Below are 20,446 nucleotides of genomic sequence, written 5' to 3' on the forward strand. Positions count from 1 at the left end.
GGGGGAAAAGTTAAAGCCTCTCCCCGTGTCGGGGAGAGGTTTGGAGAGGGGTTTTCCAGATACCGTGAAAAGTCAGCTTTATCATCAATAAACATGAAAAAACGGATTTTTGGTGTAACAGTAGGTTTATTTGCTTTCGTGTTGGCGATAGTTATCCTGCTAGGACAGTTCAATGTTGTTGTCGCAGCACCTAATTCAGCAGTTTATGACAAAGCCAAGAAAGCACAAAGCGATTTTTTGAGTAAACTAGAAACCCTAGTCAACATCGACTCTGGTACAGGTTATGAACCAGGATTAACTAAGGTTGAAGATATTGTAATTGAGCATCTGAAATCTATAGGTGCAGAAGTTCAAACCATTAATGCCACTCCTAGCAAGGGAAGGAATATCTTAGCCACCATCAAAGGAACTGGTAAAGGTAAGATTCTGCTGCTTGCCCACACCGACACAGTATTTGAGGAAGGAACAGCCGCTAAACGTCCCTTCAAAATATTAGGTGGCAAAGCCTACGGTCCAGGAGTAATGGATGATAAAGGGGGAATTATTTTAGGGTTCGAGGCACTAAAAATTTTACAAGAATTACAGCTTCAGAACTTTGAAAAGATTACCTTTTTAATTAATCCTGATGAAGAAAAAGGATCATTTGGTTCACGGGAATTAATCAAAGAAACTGCTAAAAAACATGATGTGGCTTTGGTGTTAGAATTTGGTTCGCCTGAAGATAAAGTTACCTCATGGCGCAAGGGCATTGGTTACTACGGATTTGAAGTCCAAGGTAAGTCTGCCCATGCAGGGGCTGAACCAGAAAAAGGCTGTAATGCACTCGTAGAAGCAGCCCACCAAACTCTACAACTGAGTAAATTGGGTGATGCCAGCAAACAGACTAGTGTTAATTTTACTGTTTTTCAGGCAGGCGATCGCCGAAATACAATTCCAGATTCTGCGAAAGTTCAGGCTGATGTGCGGGTACTCGAAGCCGAAGAATATAATCGCCTCGAACGGGATTTTACTCGCTTATCGAAAAACAAACTCCTACCCTGCACTGAAATCAAGGTAATTTCAGACAGAGGTCGTCCACCCTTTCCACCCAACCCCAAAACCGATGCTTTAGTGAAAAAAGCACAAGCTATTTATCAAACAATAGGTTTTAAGCTAGGTGTAGAGGGTAGTGGAGGCGGTACTGATGGTAACTATGCAGCCTCCGTTGGTACAACCACACTTGATGCACTTGGTCCTGTAGGTGGGGGCGCACATAGTCCAGAGGAATATATTGATTTAGACCGCATTGCACCAAGAATTTACCTGCTTACCAAGCTGTTAATAGATTTAGGAAATGCCAGCTGATATGGTGAATACCAGCTTTCAATATAGAGTGTTTGCAATTTAAAAAGCATCTCAAAGCAACCTTTTGGCTTGGTAATTCTAGTTTCTGACTTTTCACGGGATCTGGAAAACCCCTCTCCAAACCTCTCCCCGACGCGGGGAGAGGCTTTAACTTTTCCCCCTTCCCTAGTAGGGAAGGGGGCTAGGGGGTTAGGTTTTGCGTGAACTTTTCCACATAACGTGAAAAGTCAGATTCTAGTTTCAGTCTTGCTACATCTTGTGAATTGATGGAAAAACACCTACTGTAGCCCCTGAATTCTATTCAGGGGCTTTACGCATCATGACTCGTAAATTCCTCAATGCCAGTTGTACTATATCAAGAGTTATGATTTTCTCAGTCATTAAATCTGACTTTTCTATAATTGTCCTGAAATTATTTGATCACTTGTGAGAGTCGAAAAATCCATTTTCTCAAGAAAACTAGATTTTGCAGTCTCGAATTTTTGATAAATTACATAGGATTACTATAGTTACCTGCAATATTTTTTTAGGCATAACCTATGAGTGTTGAAAAAAAACATTGGTTACAAATGGCTGTTCAAGTTAAAGGTTCAGTCCTGGCATCAATATATAGACGGGTAATTGGCTGTGGATTATTTGGAGTTTTCGTTTCTCTACTTTATTACTTAAAATTACCTGTATCACAACCAATTTTAGGGACTGTTATTCCTAGCATTGTTTTGGGTTTGTTATTAGTTTTTCGCACTAATACAGCCTATGAAAGATTTTGGGAAGGGCGAAAATGTTGGGGTTCTATAGTTAATAATGTCCGTAACATAGCAAGACAAATTTTAGCATCCGTTGGCGAGACTGCACCAGAAGATAAGAAAGAAAAAATTGGAGCCTTATATTTATTAGTAGCTTTTGCAGTGGCAACTAAAATACATCTTAGAGGAGAATCAGTCAATAATGAGTTAGAAGAATTAATGTCCTCTGCTAAATACTTCAAACTAAAAAGCATGAATAATCCTCCTCTAGAAATAGCTTTTTGGGTAGAAGATTATTTACAAAAGCAATATAGAAATAATTCTCTCAATTCTTATCAATTAACAGCTATTCAACAATTATTAAATAATTTGGTAGATAATTTAGGTGCTTGTGAACGCATTTTAAAAACCCCCATGCCCCTAGCGTATTCCATTCACTTAAAGCAATTATTATTACTATATTGTTTGTTACTACCATTTCAAATGGTGCAAAGTTTAGGATGGTGGACAGGTGCAGTTACAGCATTAGTAAGTTTCACCTTATTTGGCATTGAAGCCATCGGATTAGAGATAGAAAATCCTTTTGGTTACGATGCCAATGACTTACCTCTTGATACAATTTGTCAGACTATGCGACGTAATATTGATGATTTAATCAGTCTATACTTAACGCGATCGCTCCAAAATAACGAACTATCCCTTTTGCCTCCTGAATTGTAAATGGGCATGATGGGGCATGGGGCATGGGGCATTGGGCATTGGGCATTGGGGTAAATATTTTTCCCTTGTCTCTCTTGTCTCCCCTACACCCCCACACCCCTACACCCCTACACCCCCCACACCCTACAACCTCCTAATAGCCAGTTCCAAGCCTTCGCACACACCAGCGAGAAAGTCTAAATCTAAAGTGGCAATTGTATCGCTGGGTTGATGATAATGAGGGTTTCGCAAAAAGGCTGTATCTGTCACCATTATTGCTGGATAACCTGCATCCCAAAATGGTGCATGATCACTTAGTCTGGTTTGAGGTACTATCAAGCCTCTCTTGGGAACTGGTAGCCACTGACTGGAAATTCCTACTTTGCGGATACTGCGACTCATAGCGATTAAATCAGGAATTGTCCGCAAATTGCCGATTAGGGCAATAAAATCGCCAGTATTGGGGTAAAACTTCTCTAAAGGCGGCGGATAATTTTGGCCCCCAGGGGTAGAATCACGATACCCTAACATTTCTAGAGACATCATCAAACGTAGCGGTTGCTGTTGTTGTCGCAGGAGATTGGCATAGTCAGCACTACCCAACAAGCCATATTCTTCCATATCAAAAGCCACCAGCCGCAAAGGATATTTAGCTGGTTGGGCAGCAAACTTTCTGGCTAATTCTAGTAATACAGCCACACCCGTTGCATTATCATCAGCCCCTGACGTTCCTGGTACAGCATCATAGTGCGCCCCAATTAAAATAGGAGGTAAATCCTGACGTTTAGGTGTGGATTGGGCAGGTAAATTGAGGATGAGATTGTGAAAATCTCTCTTGTTCACAGTAAAGGTGTGGATTTCCACACTTCCCCAACAAGAAAATTCTTGGCGGATGTATTCTTGAACAAAGAAATGTCCCGCAGTTGCTAGATAAGGATCGCGTTCTCGCGCTATCTGTTGGAGGTAATTATGTAATCTTGCTTGTAAATTCAAGTGTTTTTCACAGTTTTAATCTCAAATTTATGATGCAGGGATCAAGCAAAACCCAACGCAGTAGTTGCACGTATAAAGTTTATATATCTTGGACTGTTGACTGTTGACTAGTGACTATCATGTGAATGTTATTCTAGTGTTGCAACTAACTCCTCAAGCTTTTACGCCTCCAACTTTGGCTGCAATCACCCCTATTATACTATTGGGGTAATCTTACCTTGTAGCATTAAGCAAGAGGTCATCCCGCCCAATCATAATATATGTATAAGACGCACTAGGAGAAGAGTAACGCATGGGCAAGGTAGTCGGCATCGACTTGGGTACAACCAACTCAGTAGTCGCCGTAATGGAGGGTGGCAAGCCGGTGGTGATTGCCAATGCAGAAGGAATGCGAACAACCCCCTCCGTGGTAGGCTTCAGCAAAGAAGGCGAACGGGTGGTTGGGCAAATGGCAAGACGGCAAACAGTCCTCAACCCACAAAACACTTATTTTGCGGTGAAACGCTTTATTGGGCGCAAGTACGGCGAACTGAACCCAGAATCAAAGCGTGTTCCTTACACTATCCGTAAAGACGATGTAGGTAATATCAAAATTGCCTGTCCCCGCTTAAGTAAAGACTTTGCCCCAGAAGAAGTTTCAGCAATGGTGCTGAAAAAATTGGCAGATGATGCTAGTGCATATTTAGGCGCACCAGTAACAGGGGCAGTAATTACAGTTCCCGCTTATTTTAATGATTCGCAACGCCAAGCAACCCGTGATGCAGGCAGAATTGCCGGGTTGGAGGTGCTGCGGATTCTCAATGAACCGACAGCTGCATCTTTGGCTTATGGGTTAGATAGAGGTGATACGGAAACCATCTTAGTATTTGACTTGGGTGGGGGAACTTTTGACGTATCAATTCTGGAAGTAGGCGACGGGGTATTTGAGGTTAAATCTACTAGCGGTGATACCCAACTGGGTGGGAATGATTTTGATCGAAAAATAGTTGATTGGTTAGCAGAGCAATTTTTAGAAGCAGAAGGCGTAGACTTAAGACGCGATCGCCAAGCTTTGCAACGTTTAATGGAAGCCGCAGAAAAGGCCAAAATCGAACTTTCTGCTGTCAGTATCACCGAAATTAACTTACCTTTCATCACAGCTACGGAAGATGGGCCGAAACATCTAGAAACTCGCATGACACGCGCCCAGTTTGAAGGTTTATGTGATGACTTACTCGGACGTATCCGCAACCCAGTGAAACGGGCTTTAAAAGATGCAGGTTTGCGCCCAGATGACATTGAAGAAGTCGTACTAGTCGGCGGTTCTACACGAATGCCAATGGTAAAACAACTGGTGCGGAATATGATTGGCATTGAACCCAGCGAAAATGTCAACCCAGATGAAGTGGTGGCGATGGGTGCAGCCATTCAAGCAGGTATCCTGGCTGGGGAATTTAAAGATGTGCTGCTATTGGATGTTACGCCTTTATCTTTAGGCTTGGAAACCATTGGCGGTGTGATGAAAAAATTAATCCCCCGCAATACTACAATCCCCGTTCGCCGTTCGGATATTTTCTCCACCTCTGAAAATAACCAAAACAGCGTGGAAATTCACGTTGTCCAAGGTGAGAGGGAAATGGCATCGGATAATAAATCTTTGGGTAGGTTCAAACTCTATGGCATCCCACCCGCACCCAGGGGTATACCGCAAATTCAGGTATCATTAGATATAGATGCTAACGGAATTTTGCAGGTGACAGCCTTAGATAGAACCACCGGCAGAGAACAAAGCATCACCATTCAAGGGGCTTCTACCTTGAGTGAGTCAGAAGTCAACCGCATGATTCAGGATGCGAAAAAATACGCCGATATTGACAGGGAACGCAAAGAAAGAGTAGAAAAACGCACCCGTTCTGAGGCTTTAATTCTGCAAGCCGAAAGACAACTTAGAGAAGTCGCCTTAGAATTTGGAATGCAGTTTGCCCGCAATCGCCGCCAACGCATCGATAACATTTGCCGAGAACTCAAAGAAAGTCTCAAAGAAGACGACGATCGCGGTATTGATCAAGCCTACGTAGATTTACAGGATGCTTTGTATGAATTAAATCGCGAAGTCCGGGAATATTATGCGGAAGACGAAGACGACGATTTATTTGGTACCATCCGCGATATCTTTGTAGGCGATAAAGATAAAGACCGCGATCGCGACTTTTACCGAGATAATTACCGCGACAACTATCGAGAACGGGACTCTTATAATCGAGACTACAACAACAGAGATAATGGACGCGATCGCGATCGTCGTTCCTCCTACGATAATCCTCCCCCCCGCCGCCAACCCCGTCCCAGCTATCAAGATAATTGGGATGATGACGATGATTGGGTGTAACGGCATAGGGCATAGGGCATGGGGCATGGGGGAGGCAGCTGCGTGGGCGGGTTTCCCGACTTGAGCGGGCTGCCGTCATTGGGAATATAATCTACCTCTCTAAACCCTTACACCCTTACACCCCTATACCCCTACACCCCTACACTTCTGTTTCCTGAATTTGGATTTAGTAATTGGTAATTAGTATTTAGTAATTGAGTATGAATATTAATCCATTACTAAATTAAAGATTACTAAAATCTCAACTTTAAAAGTTAAATAAATGAATATGCAAAATTTGCAGAATTTTCGAGATTATTACGAAATTTTAGGAGTAGCTAAAGACGCTACAAACGAGGAAATTAAAAAGAATTATCGGCGGTTAGCTAGACAATATCACCCAGACCTCAATCCAGGCAATAAAGCAGCAGAAGAAAAGTTTAAAGATATTGGCGAAGCTTACGAAGTCCTTTCGGATACAGCCAAACGCGCCCAATATGACCAATTTAGCCGCTACTGGAAACAAAAGGGCTTTAGTAAGCAAACACCAAAACCTAAAACTTGGGAACAGAAAGGAGAACGGAATGGCAATCAAAATGTAGATCCGAGTCAGTTTGCCAATTTTGAAGATTTTATTAATCAAGTTGTGGGTGTAGGTGGTCGCAAAGACACCAGAAATGGGGCAAGTAGCAGCACTACAACTGATCCATTTCGCACTCCTAAAAGTAAAGTTCAATATACAGTTCCCAAAAATCCACCACGTCCCACACGGCGGGATATTGAAGCGAGATTAACCCTACCACTAGAGAAAGCTTATCAAGGTGGGAAAGAACGGATTAGATTAGAAGATGGGCGATCGCTAGAAGTCGATATGCCCCCTGGGATGGTTACAGGGCAAAGTGTCCGACTGCGAGATCAAGGTATTGGTGGCGGCGACCTTTATTTAAAAATAACTGTCGAACCACATCCATTATTTAAACTCGAAGGTGCTAATATCTCTTGCCAAGTACCAGTCACACCCACAGAAGCCGTTTTAGGCGGACAAGTAGAAGCACCCACCCTAGATGGCCCTGTGAAAATGACCATTCCCCCTGGAGTCAGGTCTGGTCAAAGATTTCGCTTGGCAAATAAAGGTTATCCCACCGAAGGTGGGAAACGAGGAGATCAATTAGTGGAAATCCAAATAATTGCCCCGAAAAACATTAGCCAGGAAGAAAGAGAACTCTACGAAAAATTGCGGCAAATTGAAACCTTTAAACCCCGCGCTGATTTATTGGGTTAAAATTTTGTCGATAAATTCTCACCCATAGAATTAAACTAAAGCAGTTGACGCAATTCTGCAACTGAGTTAGCTGTAATAATCTGGCGTAAAATCTCCTTCAATTGTGCTGTGTCACTAATTTGATTAATTTGTGACAGTAACTGCAAACCATCATTACCAAATTTCATCTCTAGATTAATTTCGATACTCGAAATTAGTCCTTGTCTTTCACCGCGCGCCTGTCCGCGTGCTTCACCGCGTGCTTCGCCGCGTGCTTCACCGCGTGCTTCACCCTCACGCAAAATCTCTTGATACCAAGGTGATTCACGTAGCACAGTCATATCCCACCTCATAATTTCTTGAACTAAAGAACTCTCTAACACAAACGTAGCAAAAAAAGCTAAGACAGTTTCTAACTGGTTTAACTGTTCATCTGCACGCAGAATTTGCAATGCTTCTCGAATGACTAATTCATCTTCGCCGCCTTTGAGAATCGGCACAAATGGCAGTAATGAGGGTAGAGGTTCTTGCAAAGCAATGTTGACATCCACTTCCCAAAGGTTAATCACTCGATAATCTTGGATAACTCTGAGTCCGGCGAAATTGGAAGTAAAACTGGTAGGGATTTCTTCGTTAGTCGTTTTGAGAATATTGATTAAGACAGGATAGATAGGTAAATTATATTTTTCTTCTGCTAGTCCTGCATAGGCACGCATTCGACGTGGCATTTGTTGCTTGTAGCGTAATTGCAGTTCGTTGAGAACCAGAAATTCACCGTATTGAGGACTATTAGCACGGATTAAAACATCGCTTTCTCGGCTAATCCATTGAAATTCTGAATTGAGGATTTCCCCAGCGAGAATATCAGGCATCTGAGTGACCCATCTTACCCAGTTGTCCGGTGCTAGGCTGATTAATTTTTTCGTACTGACATCTGCGGCTTTAGTCACCTTGCTGCACTCCGAATTCAAAATACCCTAAAAGTAATAGGATGTTGACCTTAGCGTTTGACTTGATCTCTCCCCTAAATCCCTATACTTTCCGATGCCTAAATTCTATGAAACTAATCGTAACCTAGTAGGGTTAAGAGGTTTACAATATTAAAAAAAACTTGATAGCAAGGTGAATCAAACGTCTGTGAATCAACACGGGACAATGCCGCAAAGCAGTGAACCCAATTATTACTCATTGCTAGGACTACATCCTTCAGCATCGGTAATTGATATTCGTCGTGCCTATCGGGAGTTGAGTAAACGCTATCATCCCGATACCACAGAACTAGCTGCTGCTGTTGCTACGCAAAAATTTCAGCAAATTAACGAAGCCTACGCCACGTTAAGTAATCCTGAAAGGCGTTTAAATTATGACATCAAGATAGGTTATTCTCGGTTTGGAGTGATTCAAGCACCCCCTGATTTGCGTCATCCTGCTGCTTATAGCTACGATTACTCAAAATCAGCTTACTTGGATGCGAGCGATCGCCCACTCTCCTCTGGTGAAATTTTTGCCTTATTCATTTTGGCAGTGACTTTTGTAGGCTGTTTACTACTAGCAGTAACTATTGGCGTAATTCGTGGTGATCAAGCTTTACAAACCCAGACACCCACACCAGTTGTTACACCAATTTCTTATGTGGGGACTGGGGATTGGGGACTGGGGACTGGGGAGAAGGAAAAATTGTTTGAGTAATGAGTAATGAGTAATGAGTAATGACTATTGACTATTGACTATTGACTATTGACTATTGACTATTGACTATTGACTATTGACCATTGACTATTGACTATTGACCACTAATAAACATTTTGAACTCTTATGTCTACACTGCCTCCTGATACACCTTTATACAGTCATCCACTGCCACAAATTGAGCAGTGGTTAAAAGAACAAGGTTGTCAACAAGATGAAACACAACTACATTGCTGGCGTATACAAAAAGCAAGTTGGCAGGCCGAATTGTGGCTGGATATTGAGCAAATAGTGGTGCGATACATCCAAGCCGGGGAAAATGGTCAAGATATCCAACGTGCTTTTAAGTATTCCTTAAGTCGGGAAGATATTGAACAAGCTGTGTTTTCTGGCCCCTAGTAGAGCCGAATGCTCAGTATTCAATGAAAATTCAGTCCACAGAGATACCTAGTAAGTTGCATTATTTCAGCTGTTGATCAAAACTGTAAACCCTCTCCCTTACTCCCTTCTCCCCTGCAATATTAATATGCAGGTTAAAGGTAGAACGGTTTATCTATTATTGTCTTGGAGTTCGTCAGCACTTCTTTTAGCTGTATCTGGATACACAGAACCCCATTGCTTTATAGCTTCGCCAGATTCTTTAGCAATTCTTTTGGCTCTTTCAACGGGAGCATCTTCTGTTTGACGAGCTTCTCTATTCCATTCTCCTGTAGTTTTGGGTCTATCAGCATCGTCTTGATGCACAACTTTATCGACTCTTCTGGTAACAGCATCAGCGTTACGTCCAGATTCTATATTGGAATTTAAGCCGGTTGTTAACACTAAAAAACCAACTAAGACAACAGCAAAAAGACGCTTAATTTCCAAGTCCCGAAATATAGATTTGATGGAATTGATTGCTTTAGTAAATAAACTAACCATCATTACACTCCATTGATTAAATGTGGATAATCTTCAAGTTGGCAGAGATTTATTGATTACTTCAGTAAACATATCCGCGAGTACACCACAAAGATTTATAAAATCAGGTTGTAGCCTCATTTGCGGATATATCTAAACCTCTGCAAGCAACTGAGTTCAGCGACGCGATATTGCTTATCTCATCGCTTTAGTCATTGTTGGCACAATTTAAAACTAGCTATAAAAAGCTAGTTATTCCTCTAGCAAAAGTTATAAATTGTTTATTGTTTGTAGTACCGTAATTGGTATTATCTAAGAACTGAAATCATCTCTAAGAGACGCTGCGCGTAGCTTGCTTCCCCGTAGAGGTACACTAAAGACTTTTTATTTTACTAATATCTAATTACAGAGGTAGATATTTTGTGAATTGGCAACCTCTAAATGTTGATTTGTAATAAATCTAGTTCTCTTGTAAAGATTTCATCTATTGGTAACATTTGACCGTCGGTTGTCATAAATTTATGGTCTTTTGTCGCTCGAATAGTTGAACCATCTTCTAAGCCATATTCAAAAATTTCTTGTTGTCCACGATTATGCCATTGTGCAATGAGTTGAGTGTAGACAAGACCATTATGATCAATTGTGTACACAGTACATTCAATTTGTTGTTCTACAATCTTACCAATGGGTAAAAAACCATATTCAATTGTCAAAATTTCTGTGTCGTAACTTAAACAATACTCAGCGAATTTCAACATATCATCAAATAGTTGTTCCGCTACTTGCTTTTTCACTCCATTTTTCGTTGAACCGTCGATAAACTTTTCTTGCTGCTTTTGCATCTCGGAAACTTTCTTTTTACCCATAGCGCGACGCAGCAAGTCGGCTTGTCCCAGGGAATAGCCAGCCATATCTTGAGCAATTTTCATGATTTGCTCTTGATAAACCATGATGCCATAGGTTTCATTTAAAATCGGTTCTAAAATTTGGCTATCATATTGAATGCTTTCTCTACCATGTTTCCGGTTAATAAATTTGGGAATCAATCCCGCATCTAAAGGGCCTGGTCGATATAATGCCAAAATAGAAGATATATCTTCAATATTCGAGGGTTTCAAATCTCTGACTATCTGCTTCATGCCAGAAGATTCTAATTGAAATATCCCTTCTAATTCTCCTGATTCTAAAAGTTCATAGGTTTTCTGCACATCTTTAGGTAAGGTTGTATGCTCACCTTTAGCTAAGATTTTTTGTGCTTTACGTTCTTGGTTAGTAATTTCATAGGGGTCAATTTTAAACCCATGATTTTCCGCAATTAAATCAATGGTTTTTTGAATCATGGTTAAATTCTTCAGACCCAAAAAGTCCATTTTCAATAGACCCATTGATTCCAAGTCTTCCATGAAATATTGAGTAATTACTGAGCCGTCATTATTGCGTTGTAGAGGCACAATTTCATCTAATGGTTCGGCAGAAATGACGACACCGGCGGCGTGAACTCCGAAGGTTTTGTTAGTACCTTCAATTCGCATAGCCATATCCAGCCAACGGCGTACATTAGGGTCATTATCATATTTGGCTTTAAACTCTGGTTCGGGAGTATCATCAGAAATCATCACCTTGAGTTTAGTAGGTTTCCCCCGCACGACAGGAATTAATTTCGCCATTTTGTCGGCTTCGCCATAGGGAATATTTAACACTCTGGCGACATCTTTTAATACTGCTTTGGAAGTCAGACGGTTAAAGGTGATAATTTGGGCGACTCTTTCTTTACCGTATTTTTCTGTAACATAATCAATGACTTTATCTCGTTGTTCAATACAGAAATCTGTATCAATATCAGGCATTGATTTACGTTCTGGGTTTAAGAATCGTTCAAATAATAAGCCGTGATGTACGGGGTCAATATTAGTAATTCCCATTGTATAGGCGACTAATGAACCAGCCGCCGAACCTCTACCTGGCCCCACAGGAATGTTATTATCTCTAGCAAATTTGATGTAGTCCCAAACTACTAAAAAGTAGGTGGAAAAGCCCATTTGTTGCAGCATTTTGAGTTCATATTCCAATCTTTCCCGATAGACTGGATCAACTTCAGAGCGAGATTTGCGATTTAATTTTTCTAATAATCCTTGCCAAGCGACTTCTTCAACGTAGGTGTCGGCAGTATGACCAGCCGGGATGGGATAATTAGGAATCCGAGGTTCACCCATAATCTGGTAAGGCTCGACCTTATCGGCTACCTCTAGGGTTGTAGCGATCGCTTCTGCAATAATATCCTCTGGCAAGTGATCTCGAAATAGCAGGTGCATCTCTTCGGCTGATTTGAGATATTCTGTTCCGCTATAACGCATCCGGTTTTCTTCTACAATTAGCTTACCTGTTTGAATACACAGCAAAGCGTCGTGGGCTTCTACGTCAAAACAAGAAATGAAATGTGAGTCGTTAGTCGCAATAAATTTAATGTTGAGTTCTTTAGCAATCTTAATAACTTCTACATTGACAATCCGGTCTTCTTGTGAACCGTGGTCTTGAATTTCTAAATAAAAATCATCTCCAAAAACATCTTTATACCATTGTGCGACTTTCCGGGCTGCATCTGGTCTACCGCTAAGGATAGCTTGAGGAATTTCGCCACCTAAACAAGCACTCGTAACTATCAAGCCCTCACGATATTTTTGTAACAATTCTTTATTGATACAAGGGCGAGAAAATATACCTTTACCTTGGACACCTTGGAGGTGAGAAATTGTAGTTAATTTAACTAGATGTTTGTAACCTTTAGTATTTTTCGCGAGAACAACTTGATGATACTTCGGGCGACGTTCTTGTTTTTCAATATCACCGTTAATAATATACATTTCATTGCCGATGATTGGCTTGACGTTTTTACTACGGCAGATTTTCAGTAATTCCACTGCACCATACATGACACCATGATCAGTGACAGCGATCGCATTTATCCCCAATGCGATCGCCCGATCAATCAAATCCGGTAACTGACTTGCACCATCTAGTAGACTGTAATCGCTGTGTATGTGTAAAGGTACGAAGGACATAGTTAGTAGTCAATAGTCAATAGTCATTAGTCAATAGTTATTAGTCATTAGTCAAAAGTCAATACTCATTGGTGAGTGCTGTTAGCGGTAGCGCGGCGTTTAGCCGGTGCTGAGTGCTGAGTGGTAAGTGGTGAGTAAGTATGAAGTGATTCTTCCCCTATACCCTTACACCCTTACATCCCTACACCCCTACACCCTTACACCCCTACACCCCTATCCCTTACACTCCCAAAACGCAAAAAGCCACGGTAAACGAGGCTTGGTTTGCAGGTTATGTAGTTAGTGTAGCCAATCTTTGGTAGTTAATGCTGTTGTGGGCCTTTGGCATCACATTCTTTGTGCCAGCACCTTTCTAAAAGTCCGATGCGCCAGATATGGGCAAAACGGCGGGGATTGAGTTCTAGTCTTTGATCACGGCTAAATAATGGTTGGTTAAGATAAGACCATAGAGGAAATTTAATCTTGTTGTGTTTATCATCCATAGTGAGGAACAAAATAGTATAAAAGACGTTAAGCAATAGTTAGCAATGAGGAAAAATCCATCTAGATACTGATTTTCTTGTTAAAGATGCCATGATATACATTCAAATGTCCTGGTGGCAATTGCGGATTTTTACTTAAACATTTCTGCCACACTTGCAAGACTAGTAATTTATTGAAAAGTTCCTTAATAAAGTATTTCTACTTATATCTACCGGAGGTGTGATTGTCGTTAATAGTGGGACTTTGATATAGTCAGTTAGAGCTTAGATTCACGGTTGCTGGGATCATTTTTGCAAGACAATATACCGAGATTGTGTTTGTATAAAGTCTATAACTAACTCATAAATCTAGAGATTCTCAGTGGTTAATCGACAGTTGCAAGTAATAAATATCAATAATTAATCACCCACTAATGACTGATATTTAATTTAAGTATAAAAACGTTAATTAATTTAACGATTTATTTAATCATCACAATCTGAAAGTCATAAAGCAAGGGGTTTTGTATAGGACTTTATAATCTTGATCAATGTATTTTTTGATATATTTATGTTAAAAAATTAACTGATTGATATTAGTTATTAATCAGTATGGGTAGGTGATATGACATATAGCAGTCTGAGTCTGAATTGCAAGAATTTACGGTGTTAAGATACCCGACTTCTGGAAAAAATCGGGTATCTTGTTTCTCATGAATGATTGAGAGTGTTTCGGTGAAACTTGTCAGTTCAACAGTCAACTGTTAACTGTTAAATACTTACAAGAGTTCAAAGCGGGCTTGGAAGAAGCGAAGATATTTAGGTTCGTAAACCATCCGCATTCCACCGATGCGATCGCGATTGTAATATACTTCATCCACGGCTTCGGCTGTTAAATCCATGTGGGCTTGGGTGTAAACACGGCGGGGAATTGTCAGGCGCACTAGTTCTAAATCGGGATAGTAATGGTCGCTTGTATCTTTATTCCGTCCGGCGGAAACAATACCCCTTTCCATCGCCCGAATTCCAGCTTCTACATATAGTTCTGCTGCTAATCTTTGGGCAGGAAATTGGTCTTGGGGGACATGGGGTAAAAAGCGTTTGGCATCTAAATAAATGGCATGACCACCAATTGGCATCACAATGGGGATATTCCAATCTATGAGCTTTTGACCGAGATATTCTACTTGTCCGACACGGGCGCGGATATGATCATCTTGCACTGATTCTTCTATCCCTCTAGCCATAGCTTCCATATCTCTTCCCGCCATACCGCCGTATGTATGTAGCCCCTCGTAGATGACTACTCTATTCCGGGCTTCTTCATAGGTATCGGGATCATTAAGTGCTAGCCAACCGCCAATATTGACAAGAGCATCTTTTTTACCACTCATTGTGCAACCATCGGTATAAGAGCAGAATTCTCTTAAAATGGTAGCGATCGCTTGATCACGATAATCCTCTTCTCGCTGCTGGATAAAATAGGCATTTTCTACCGCTCTGGTAGCATCTAAAATAATCCGAATTCCGTAATTTTGAGCAACTTGGAACACTTCCCGCATATTAGCCATAGAAATTGGCTGTCCGCCAGCCATATTCACAGTAGCCGCCACACTAATGTAAGGAATACGCCCCGCACCAACTTGGCGAATTAAATCAGTGAGTTTTTGAATGTCAATATTACCCTTGAACGGGTGTAGTGACTTAGCATCATGGGCTTCATCAATAATCACATCGATAAATGTGCCACCTGCTAACTCTTGATGTAGCCTAGTTGTGGTGAAATACATATTGCCTGGTATGTAGTCACCAGGTCTAATGAGAATTTGAGACAGAATATTTTCCGCACCGCGTCCTTGATGAGTGGGAACAATATAACGATAGCCGTAATACTTTTGGATATTGGCTTCTAGATGATAGAAGTTTTTACTCCCTGCGTAGGCTTCATCCCCCATCATCATCCCCGCCACTGATAGTCACTCATAGCAGAAGTACCGCTATCAGTGAGTAAATCTATATACACGTCTTCCGAACGTAATAGGAAAGTATTGTAACCTGCTTCCGCGATCGCCTGCTCACGCTCCTCACGGGAAGTCATTTTCAATGGTTCAACTACTTTAATTTTGTATGGTTCTGCCCAGGAACGGCGACGGCGCGGAGAGTTGTGCTTAACTGTATTCATAGATGACCCTGATTGCAACTAGCCCTTTTTGCATACTATTTTGGTAGCTAGAATCTCCAGTGGCAATAATGTTACAAATATTAGAAAATATTTAGCTGATGCGACCAAAACCAATATCCGTCTCCAATACCCAACCTCTCGTTAAGATTTCTTTCAAGATTGTCCATCTGAGAACATTGAATATTTTGATATAGGAAAATAAATATAAGCATCAACAAATATCTTTTTGTAAACTTTTGTTTAATCTCAGCTAGAAAATTTCTTTAGTCTCCAGTTATTTTCTAGCTGGATTAACTTACCTATGATTATATAATGACCAACTGAACTGATATTTACTTGTCAAGTGAATATTATATAAATGATAGTTTTTCTCTATACTAATTATCGCCAATTACATAGTCTAAATTTAGATTTAATCTAGTATTAATAGTAACTTAATACACTCTATTATTCCGATTTAAAGGTATAATAAGATTTATCCACTAAGATTTTTTGCGTACTTAATTTTTGATTCCTTACTTAAGCATGAACTCATTGATAGATAATCGAGTTAAGCTAGATTAAGCTATAGGATTCATACTTGCTCATGAGTTCCCGTGCATTGCTATTAGTCAATCGTCATGCCCGCAAAGGACAAAAACGTCTCTTGGAAGTAATTAATTGCTTGCAAAAATCCGGCTTGGAATTAATTGAAGAATCTACAGAACATCCCAAAAATTTAGCTCATATTATACACAAATATAAAAATCATGTAGATTTAGTCATAGTTGGTGGTGGTGATGGGACACTAAATGCAGTAGTAGATGCTTTAGTAGAGACGCAATTACCTTTAGGAATATTACCTTTAGGAACTGCCAATGACTTAGCAAAAACGCTAGGGATTTCTAATTCCATACCAGAAGCTTGTAAAACAATAGTTACTGGGGAATTGCGGCGTATTGATTTAGGGTGTGTCAATGGTAAACACTTTTTTAATGTTGCTAGTTTAGGGATGAGTGTCAAAATTACCCAAAAACTGACGAAAGAATTTAAACGACGCTGGGGAATTCTAGCTTATGCGGCGACAGCACTACAAGTAATTTGGGAATCTCGACCTTTTAGTGCCGAAATTCGTATCCAAAACCAACGATATCCGGTAAAAACAGTACAAATTGCTGTTGGTAATGGTCGCTACTATGGTGGTGGTATGGCTATAGTTCATGATGCCAAAATCGATGACCAAAGACTAGACCTCTACAGTTTAGAAATTAAACATTGGTGGCAAATAATTCCATTACTACCAGCTATCCGTAACGGGAGACATATTCATCGGCAAAATGTCCGTGCTTTACATGGACAAGAGATGGAAATTTATACACGTAGACCCCGGCCAATTAACACCGATGGCGAAATCACCACATACACCCCCGCTAAATTCCAAGTTATTCCCCAAGCCGTAGCTGTCTTTGTCCCGTCGGTTTAGGGAATGGAATGAGTAATGAGTAATGAGTAATGAGTAGTGACTATTGACTATCTTCTCTGGAATCAAAACAGATTTATTTGTATTTAAACTCAATTCTCTTGTAGTTAACTGAAATCGGGTACTGTGGCCACTCACATCAATTCACGCCAGATGGACTTGAGATTTTCTCAAGAGATTAAGCTACTGCTGCAAAAGTTAGCCGAACATCATTTAAGTCTCGGTGAGATTTTAGCGGAAACTTCCGAACGGGGTTTTAGCTTAGTTATTGCTTTGTTAGTCTTACCGTTTTTGTTTCCTATGCCACCTGGTTTAACAGGGCCTTTTGGTGCGGGATGTCTATTATTATCTGTACAGATGATACTTGGTAGGCGATCGCCTTGGCTACCCAAAAGAATCGCTCGTTATAAATTTCCTCGCCCTTTTGCCCAGTTAATCTTACAAAATCTCCGCCGTATTACCAAAATCTTTGAAAAAATTGCCCGTCCCCGCTTGGCTAAAATTGCAGAAAATCCCCTCACTTGGCGAATTAATGGCTTATGTATCTCTTGGCTGACAATTTTACTCATGTCACCAGTACCGTTTACTAATCCGATTCCCACTGTGGGAATTTTACTATTGACAGTAGCCACCATTGAATCTGATGGCTTGTTGATTTGCGTAAGTTACGGCATCACGACTTTAATTACTATTTTATTTGGATTTATTGGTTATGCCTTGTGGTTAGCTCCCAGTTGGCTACCATCTCTGTGGCGATAATAAAAAGCCCTCAGCCACAGACTGAGGGGCTTGCTTTTATTAAGGTGCATCTACTTACTGATATATCCACTATGGATTTTGCCGCATCGGGAAGAATCGTTAGAAACTAATAATCCTTTATATTTACTTTATTTTGGTCTTACTGCCAGATGCGTAAAAAATACTTACTTTAATGGAATTTTCGCTTTTTGAAAGACCTGTTCGGCTGTCAATTCCCATCCTGGAAATAAAGAATCTGTAATTAATTCATCTCCCATATAGGTTTTTGGTGCAGCATCGGGATAAAACACAGTAATGCTTCTAGCTTTCCTATCTAAAATCCACACTCGCAGCACATTAGCATTTAAATAATCCTGTGCCTTAGCTACCATTTGTCCAAAGGTTTGTCCTGGTGAAATAATTTCAATTACTAAATCAGGCGGTACAGAACAGACTCCCTCTTCTTCCCAATCTGATGGCAAACGCTCATGAGAAATATACAATACATCTGGTACTGGCACCCAGTCTTTTCCTCTGCGGGTTAATGCTACTGCTAACTCTGGGCAAACCTCTCCTTTGCCCTCACATAATTGTTCGATTAAATTGATTGAGGCGCGGGTGAGTTTCGAGTGGTGCTTTTTTGGTGACATCTTAGGAATAGCTTGACCATCGATGAGTTCATAAGTTGTATCTCCCTCACCTGGGGACAGATTTAAGAACTCTTGCAAGGTGAGATGACTATCAGCTTGGAGAAGCATAGCAGAAACTAAAGGGTGGCTAATTGTAATTCTTATTGGGTATATCTAAAACCCCATACTGCCAGATGAGCAGCAAATACTTAATTTAATGGAATTTTCGCTTTTTGAAATAACTGTTCGGCTGTAAATTCCCATCCTGGGAATAAAGAATCTGTAATTAGTTCATCTCCCATATAGGTTTTTGGTGAAGCGTCGGGATAAAACACAGTCATGCTTCTAGCTTTGCTATCTAAAATCCATACTCGCAACACATGAGCATTTAAATAATCCTGTGCTTTAGCTGCCATTTGCCCAAAGGTTTGTCCTGGTGAAATAATTTCAATTACTAAATCAGGCGGTACAGGACAGGCTTCATCTTCATTCCATTCTGTGGGTAAACGTTCATAGGAAATATAGACAATATCTGGTACTGGAATCCAATCTATTTCCTTTTTCTTTAATAGAACAGCCCATTCTGGACAAACAATTCCCCTATGTTCACATCTTTCTTCTATCAAAGAGAGAAGAACATGAGTCAGCTTGGCGTGAAAAAATTTTGGTGACATTTTAGGAATAGCTTGACCATCGATGAGTTCATAAGTTGTATCTCCCTCGCCTGGGGACAGATTTAAGAACTCTTGCAAGGTGAGATGATTGTCAGCTTGGAGGAGCATAGCAAAAACCAGAAGATGGCTAATTTTAATTGTAATTACATTGCCTGTAAAACTTCCTTAATAACATCTGCTGGTACTTCATCAGTAATTGTCACTACACCAATTTGAGTTGGTAAAATAAACCGTACTTTGCCATTTTTGACTTTCTTATCTAGTTGCAGTGCGTCAATAATACCGTCAATATCTAAACCCTCTGGTAACTTGGTAGGTAAACCTGCTTTTTGAATCAAAGCGTTTTGACGTTCTGTGTCTTCTTTTTGCCACATTCCCAATTTCACAGCAATTTGTCCGGCTGCTACCATCCCAATAGCGACAGCTTCACCATGATTAACTAACCGATAACCAGTCAAGCTTTCCACAGCATGACCAATAGTGTGTCCATAGTTGAGAATAGCCCGCAGTCCCCCTTCCTTTTCATCTTTGCTGACAACATCAGCTTTAGCTTGACAAGAACGAGTGAGGATAGAACTAATCAATTCTGGCTTGATATAGCGTAGTTGATTCAGGTGTTTGCTAGCTTCCATTTGCTGGAATAATTCCGCATCCCAAATCACACCATACTTAATTACCTCTGCCATACCGGCGCGAAATTCCCTTGTGGGAAGGGTTTTCAGCACATCTGGGTCAATTAATACCAAACGTGGTTGATGGAATGCACCAATGAGGTTTTTACCTTGGGGATGATTTACCCCTGTTTTACCACCTATAGCTGAATCTACCATTGCTAGCAGAGTAGTAGGCACTTGTACAACATTAATTCCCCGTAGCCAACTAGCCGCCGCAAAGCCAGTCATGTCACCAATTACCCCTCCCCCTAAAGCCACCATTGTGGAGGAACGTTCTAGGCGATTTTCTAGGGCAATATCGTAGAGTTTTTGAATAGAATTAAGAGTTTTGTAGCGTTCTCCGGCTGGGAGACAATAGCTAGCAACTTGAAAGCCAGCATCTTCCAGAGATTTATACTTTTTTCGCCATAATGCTTAAATATGGTGGGATTCGACACCAGTAATACTTTTTTACCCAGCTTCAAATCAGCCATCCGTTGACCAAGCAGTTCTAAACTTCCAGATGCGATCGCAATCTCATAAGACTGCTGTGGTAGATTCACATTAATTACAGAAGTCATTACCCAAACCCCAAAAAGCGCAGTGGGCTGT

17 protein-coding genes and 1 pseudogene are annotated in these 20,446 nt (G+C 40.7%); 8 read left to right on the top strand and 10 right to left on the bottom strand.

What is annotated here, in order from left to right; genetic code table 11:
* Positions 1–93 precede the first annotated feature (93 nt).
* On the top strand, positions 94–1,344 hold the full coding sequence (locus tag CV014_RS03470; RefSeq protein ID WP_236140746.1) for a glutamate carboxypeptidase: 1,251 nt from the start codon (positions 94–96) through the stop codon (positions 1,342–1,344).
* A 539-nt stretch (positions 1,345–1,883) separates the two neighbouring features.
* Positions 1,884–2,810 (top strand): bestrophin family protein, encoded by a 927-nt coding sequence (locus CV014_RS03475; RefSeq protein ID WP_236140747.1) that lies wholly within the window; start codon positions 1,884–1,886, stop codon positions 2,808–2,810.
* 123 nt (positions 2,811–2,933) lie between these two features.
* Here CV014_RS03475 and CV014_RS03480 read toward each other — a convergent pair whose 3' ends face one another.
* Entirely contained in the window at positions 2,934–3,782 is an 849-nt protein-coding gene (locus CV014_RS03480; protein ID WP_236140748.1) for a M28 family peptidase, read from the bottom strand.
* A 292-nt stretch (positions 3,783–4,074) separates the two neighbouring features.
* Between CV014_RS03480 and dnaK the strand changes: the two genes are divergently transcribed.
* Positions 4,075–6,150, top strand: coding sequence for a molecular chaperone DnaK (gene dnaK / locus CV014_RS03485; RefSeq protein WP_236140749.1), 2,076 nt, complete (start codon positions 4,075–4,077; stop codon positions 6,148–6,150).
* Positions 6,151–6,418: 268 nt separating this feature from the next.
* Positions 6,419–7,411 (top strand): DnaJ C-terminal domain-containing protein, encoded by a 993-nt coding sequence (locus CV014_RS03490; protein ID WP_236140770.1) that lies wholly within the window; start codon positions 6,419–6,421, stop codon positions 7,409–7,411.
* Positions 7,412–7,446: 35 nt separating this feature from the next.
* Here CV014_RS03490 and CV014_RS03495 read toward each other — a convergent pair whose 3' ends face one another.
* Positions 7,447–8,340: an Rpn family recombination-promoting nuclease/putative transposase gene (locus CV014_RS03495; RefSeq protein ID WP_236140750.1), complete on the bottom strand. Its 894-nt coding sequence runs from the start codon at positions 8,338–8,340 to the stop codon at positions 7,447–7,449.
* 205 nt (positions 8,341–8,545) lie between these two features.
* On the opposite strand from CV014_RS03495, the gene CV014_RS03500 reads away from it, so the two are divergent.
* Both CV014_RS03500 and CV014_RS03505 read left to right on the top strand, forming a co-directional pair.
* Positions 8,546–9,079, top strand: a complete 534-nt coding sequence (locus CV014_RS03500) for a J domain-containing protein (RefSeq protein WP_236140771.1) — start codon at positions 8,546–8,548, stop codon at positions 9,077–9,079.
* A gap of 126 nt (positions 9,080–9,205) precedes the next feature.
* Complete coding sequence (locus tag CV014_RS03505) at positions 9,206–9,478, top strand: DUF3143 domain-containing protein (protein WP_103139308.1); 273 nt, start codon at positions 9,206–9,208, stop codon at positions 9,476–9,478.
* A gap of 150 nt (positions 9,479–9,628) precedes the next feature.
* On the opposite strand, the gene CV014_RS03510 is transcribed toward CV014_RS03505, so the two are convergent.
* The 5 genes from CV014_RS03510 to CV014_RS03530 all read right to left on the bottom strand — a co-directional run bounded on the left by CV014_RS03510 (position 9,629) and on the right by CV014_RS03530 (position 15,681).
* The gene (locus CV014_RS03510) at positions 9,629–10,000 is read right to left on the bottom strand and encodes a hypothetical protein (RefSeq protein WP_236140772.1); all 372 of its coding nucleotides are present in this window, start codon (positions 9,998–10,000) and stop codon (positions 9,629–9,631) included.
* A gap of 416 nt (positions 10,001–10,416) precedes the next feature.
* Positions 10,417–13,038 carry a DNA polymerase III subunit alpha gene (locus CV014_RS03515; RefSeq protein WP_236140751.1) on the bottom strand — a complete coding sequence of 874 codons (2,622 nt, stop codon included), beginning with the start codon at positions 13,036–13,038 and terminating at the stop codon, positions 10,417–10,419.
* Between the two features lie 302 nt (positions 13,039–13,340).
* Positions 13,341–13,520 carry a hypothetical protein gene (locus CV014_RS03520; RefSeq protein ID WP_103139305.1) on the bottom strand — a complete coding sequence of 60 codons (180 nt, stop codon included), beginning with the start codon at positions 13,518–13,520 and terminating at the stop codon, positions 13,341–13,343.
* A gap of 758 nt (positions 13,521–14,278) precedes the next feature.
* The gene (locus CV014_RS03525) at positions 14,279–15,460 is read right to left on the bottom strand and encodes a tryptophanase (protein ID WP_236140752.1); all 1,182 of its coding nucleotides are present in this window, start codon (positions 15,458–15,460) and stop codon (positions 14,279–14,281) included.
* Positions 15,457–15,681 carry a hypothetical protein gene (locus tag CV014_RS03530; RefSeq protein WP_236140753.1) on the bottom strand — a complete coding sequence of 75 codons (225 nt, stop codon included), beginning with the start codon at positions 15,679–15,681 and terminating at the stop codon, positions 15,457–15,459. Before CV014_RS03530 ends, CV014_RS03525 begins: the two co-directional genes overlap by 4 nt.
* Positions 15,682–16,267: 586 nt before the next feature.
* On the opposite strand from CV014_RS03530, the gene CV014_RS03535 reads away from it, so the two are divergent.
* Together CV014_RS03535 and CV014_RS03540 are read left to right on the top strand one after the other, a co-directional pair.
* Positions 16,268–17,143, top strand: a complete 876-nt coding sequence (locus tag CV014_RS03535) for a lipid kinase (protein WP_236140754.1) — start codon at positions 16,268–16,270, stop codon at positions 17,141–17,143.
* 123 nt (positions 17,144–17,266) lie between these two features.
* Positions 17,267–17,899, top strand: coding sequence for an exopolysaccharide biosynthesis protein (locus CV014_RS03540; protein ID WP_442946879.1), 633 nt, complete (start codon positions 17,267–17,269; stop codon positions 17,897–17,899).
* Positions 17,900–18,063: 164 nt separating this feature from the next.
* Here the strand turns inward: CV014_RS03540 and CV014_RS03545 are convergent, their stop codons facing one another.
* The 3 genes and pseudogenes from CV014_RS03545 to aroB all read right to left on the bottom strand — a co-directional run bounded on the left by CV014_RS03545 (position 18,064) and on the right by aroB (position 20,415).
* Positions 18,064–18,636 carry a Uma2 family endonuclease gene (locus CV014_RS03545; protein WP_236140755.1) on the bottom strand — a complete coding sequence of 191 codons (573 nt, stop codon included), beginning with the start codon at positions 18,634–18,636 and terminating at the stop codon, positions 18,064–18,066.
* Positions 18,637–18,716: 80 nt separating this feature from the next.
* Positions 18,717–19,289: a Uma2 family endonuclease gene (locus CV014_RS03550; protein ID WP_236140756.1), complete on the bottom strand. Its 573-nt coding sequence runs from the start codon at positions 19,287–19,289 to the stop codon at positions 18,717–18,719.
* A gap of 35 nt (positions 19,290–19,324) precedes the next feature.
* Positions 19,325–20,415, bottom strand: a pseudogene (gene aroB / locus CV014_RS03555) (3-dehydroquinate synthase).
* Between the last annotated feature and the right edge of the window lie 31 nt (positions 20,416–20,446).

It is taken from the genome of Nostoc sp. CMAA1605 (assembly GCF_021596505.1).
Lineage (GTDB): Bacteria > Cyanobacteriota > Cyanobacteriia > Cyanobacteriales > Nostocaceae > Trichormus.

Excerpts from the sequence above, each read along its gene's own strand:
- CV014_RS03520 (WP_103139305.1), bottom strand. The coding sequence starts at position 13,520 with ATGGATGATAAACACAACAAGATTAAATTTCCTCTATGGTCTTATCTT.
- CV014_RS03505 (WP_103139308.1), top strand. The coding sequence starts at position 9,206 with ATGTCTACACTGCCTCCTGATACACCTTTATACAGTCATCCACTGCCA.
- CV014_RS03470 (WP_236140746.1), top strand. The coding sequence starts at position 94 with ATGAAAAAACGGATTTTTGGTGTAACAGTAGGTTTATTTGCTTTCGTG.
- CV014_RS03550 (WP_236140756.1), bottom strand. The coding sequence starts at position 19,289 with ATGCTCCTCCAAGCTGACAATCATCTCACCTTGCAAGAGTTCTTAAAT.
- CV014_RS03530 (WP_236140753.1), bottom strand. The coding sequence starts at position 15,681 with ATGAATACAGTTAAGCACAACTCTCCGCGCCGTCGCCGTTCCTGGGCA.
- CV014_RS03490 (WP_236140770.1), top strand. The coding sequence starts at position 6,419 with ATGCAAAATTTGCAGAATTTTCGAGATTATTACGAAATTTTAGGAGTA.
- dnaK (WP_236140749.1), top strand. The coding sequence starts at position 4,075 with ATGGGCAAGGTAGTCGGCATCGACTTGGGTACAACCAACTCAGTAGTC.
- CV014_RS03475 (WP_236140747.1), top strand. The coding sequence starts at position 1,884 with ATGAGTGTTGAAAAAAAACATTGGTTACAAATGGCTGTTCAAGTTAAA.
- CV014_RS03545 (WP_236140755.1), bottom strand. The coding sequence starts at position 18,636 with ATGCTTCTCCAAGCTGATAGTCATCTCACCTTGCAAGAGTTCTTAAAT.
- CV014_RS03525 (WP_236140752.1), bottom strand. The coding sequence starts at position 15,460 with ATGATGATGGGGGATGAAGCCTACGCAGGGAGTAAAAACTTCTATCAT.
- CV014_RS03535 (WP_236140754.1), top strand. The coding sequence starts at position 16,268 with ATGAGTTCCCGTGCATTGCTATTAGTCAATCGTCATGCCCGCAAAGGA.
- CV014_RS03500 (WP_236140771.1), top strand. The coding sequence starts at position 8,546 with ATGCCGCAAAGCAGTGAACCCAATTATTACTCATTGCTAGGACTACAT.
- CV014_RS03510 (WP_236140772.1), bottom strand. The coding sequence starts at position 10,000 with ATGGTTAGTTTATTTACTAAAGCAATCAATTCCATCAAATCTATATTT.
- CV014_RS03515 (WP_236140751.1), bottom strand. The coding sequence starts at position 13,038 with ATGTCCTTCGTACCTTTACACATACACAGCGATTACAGTCTACTAGAT.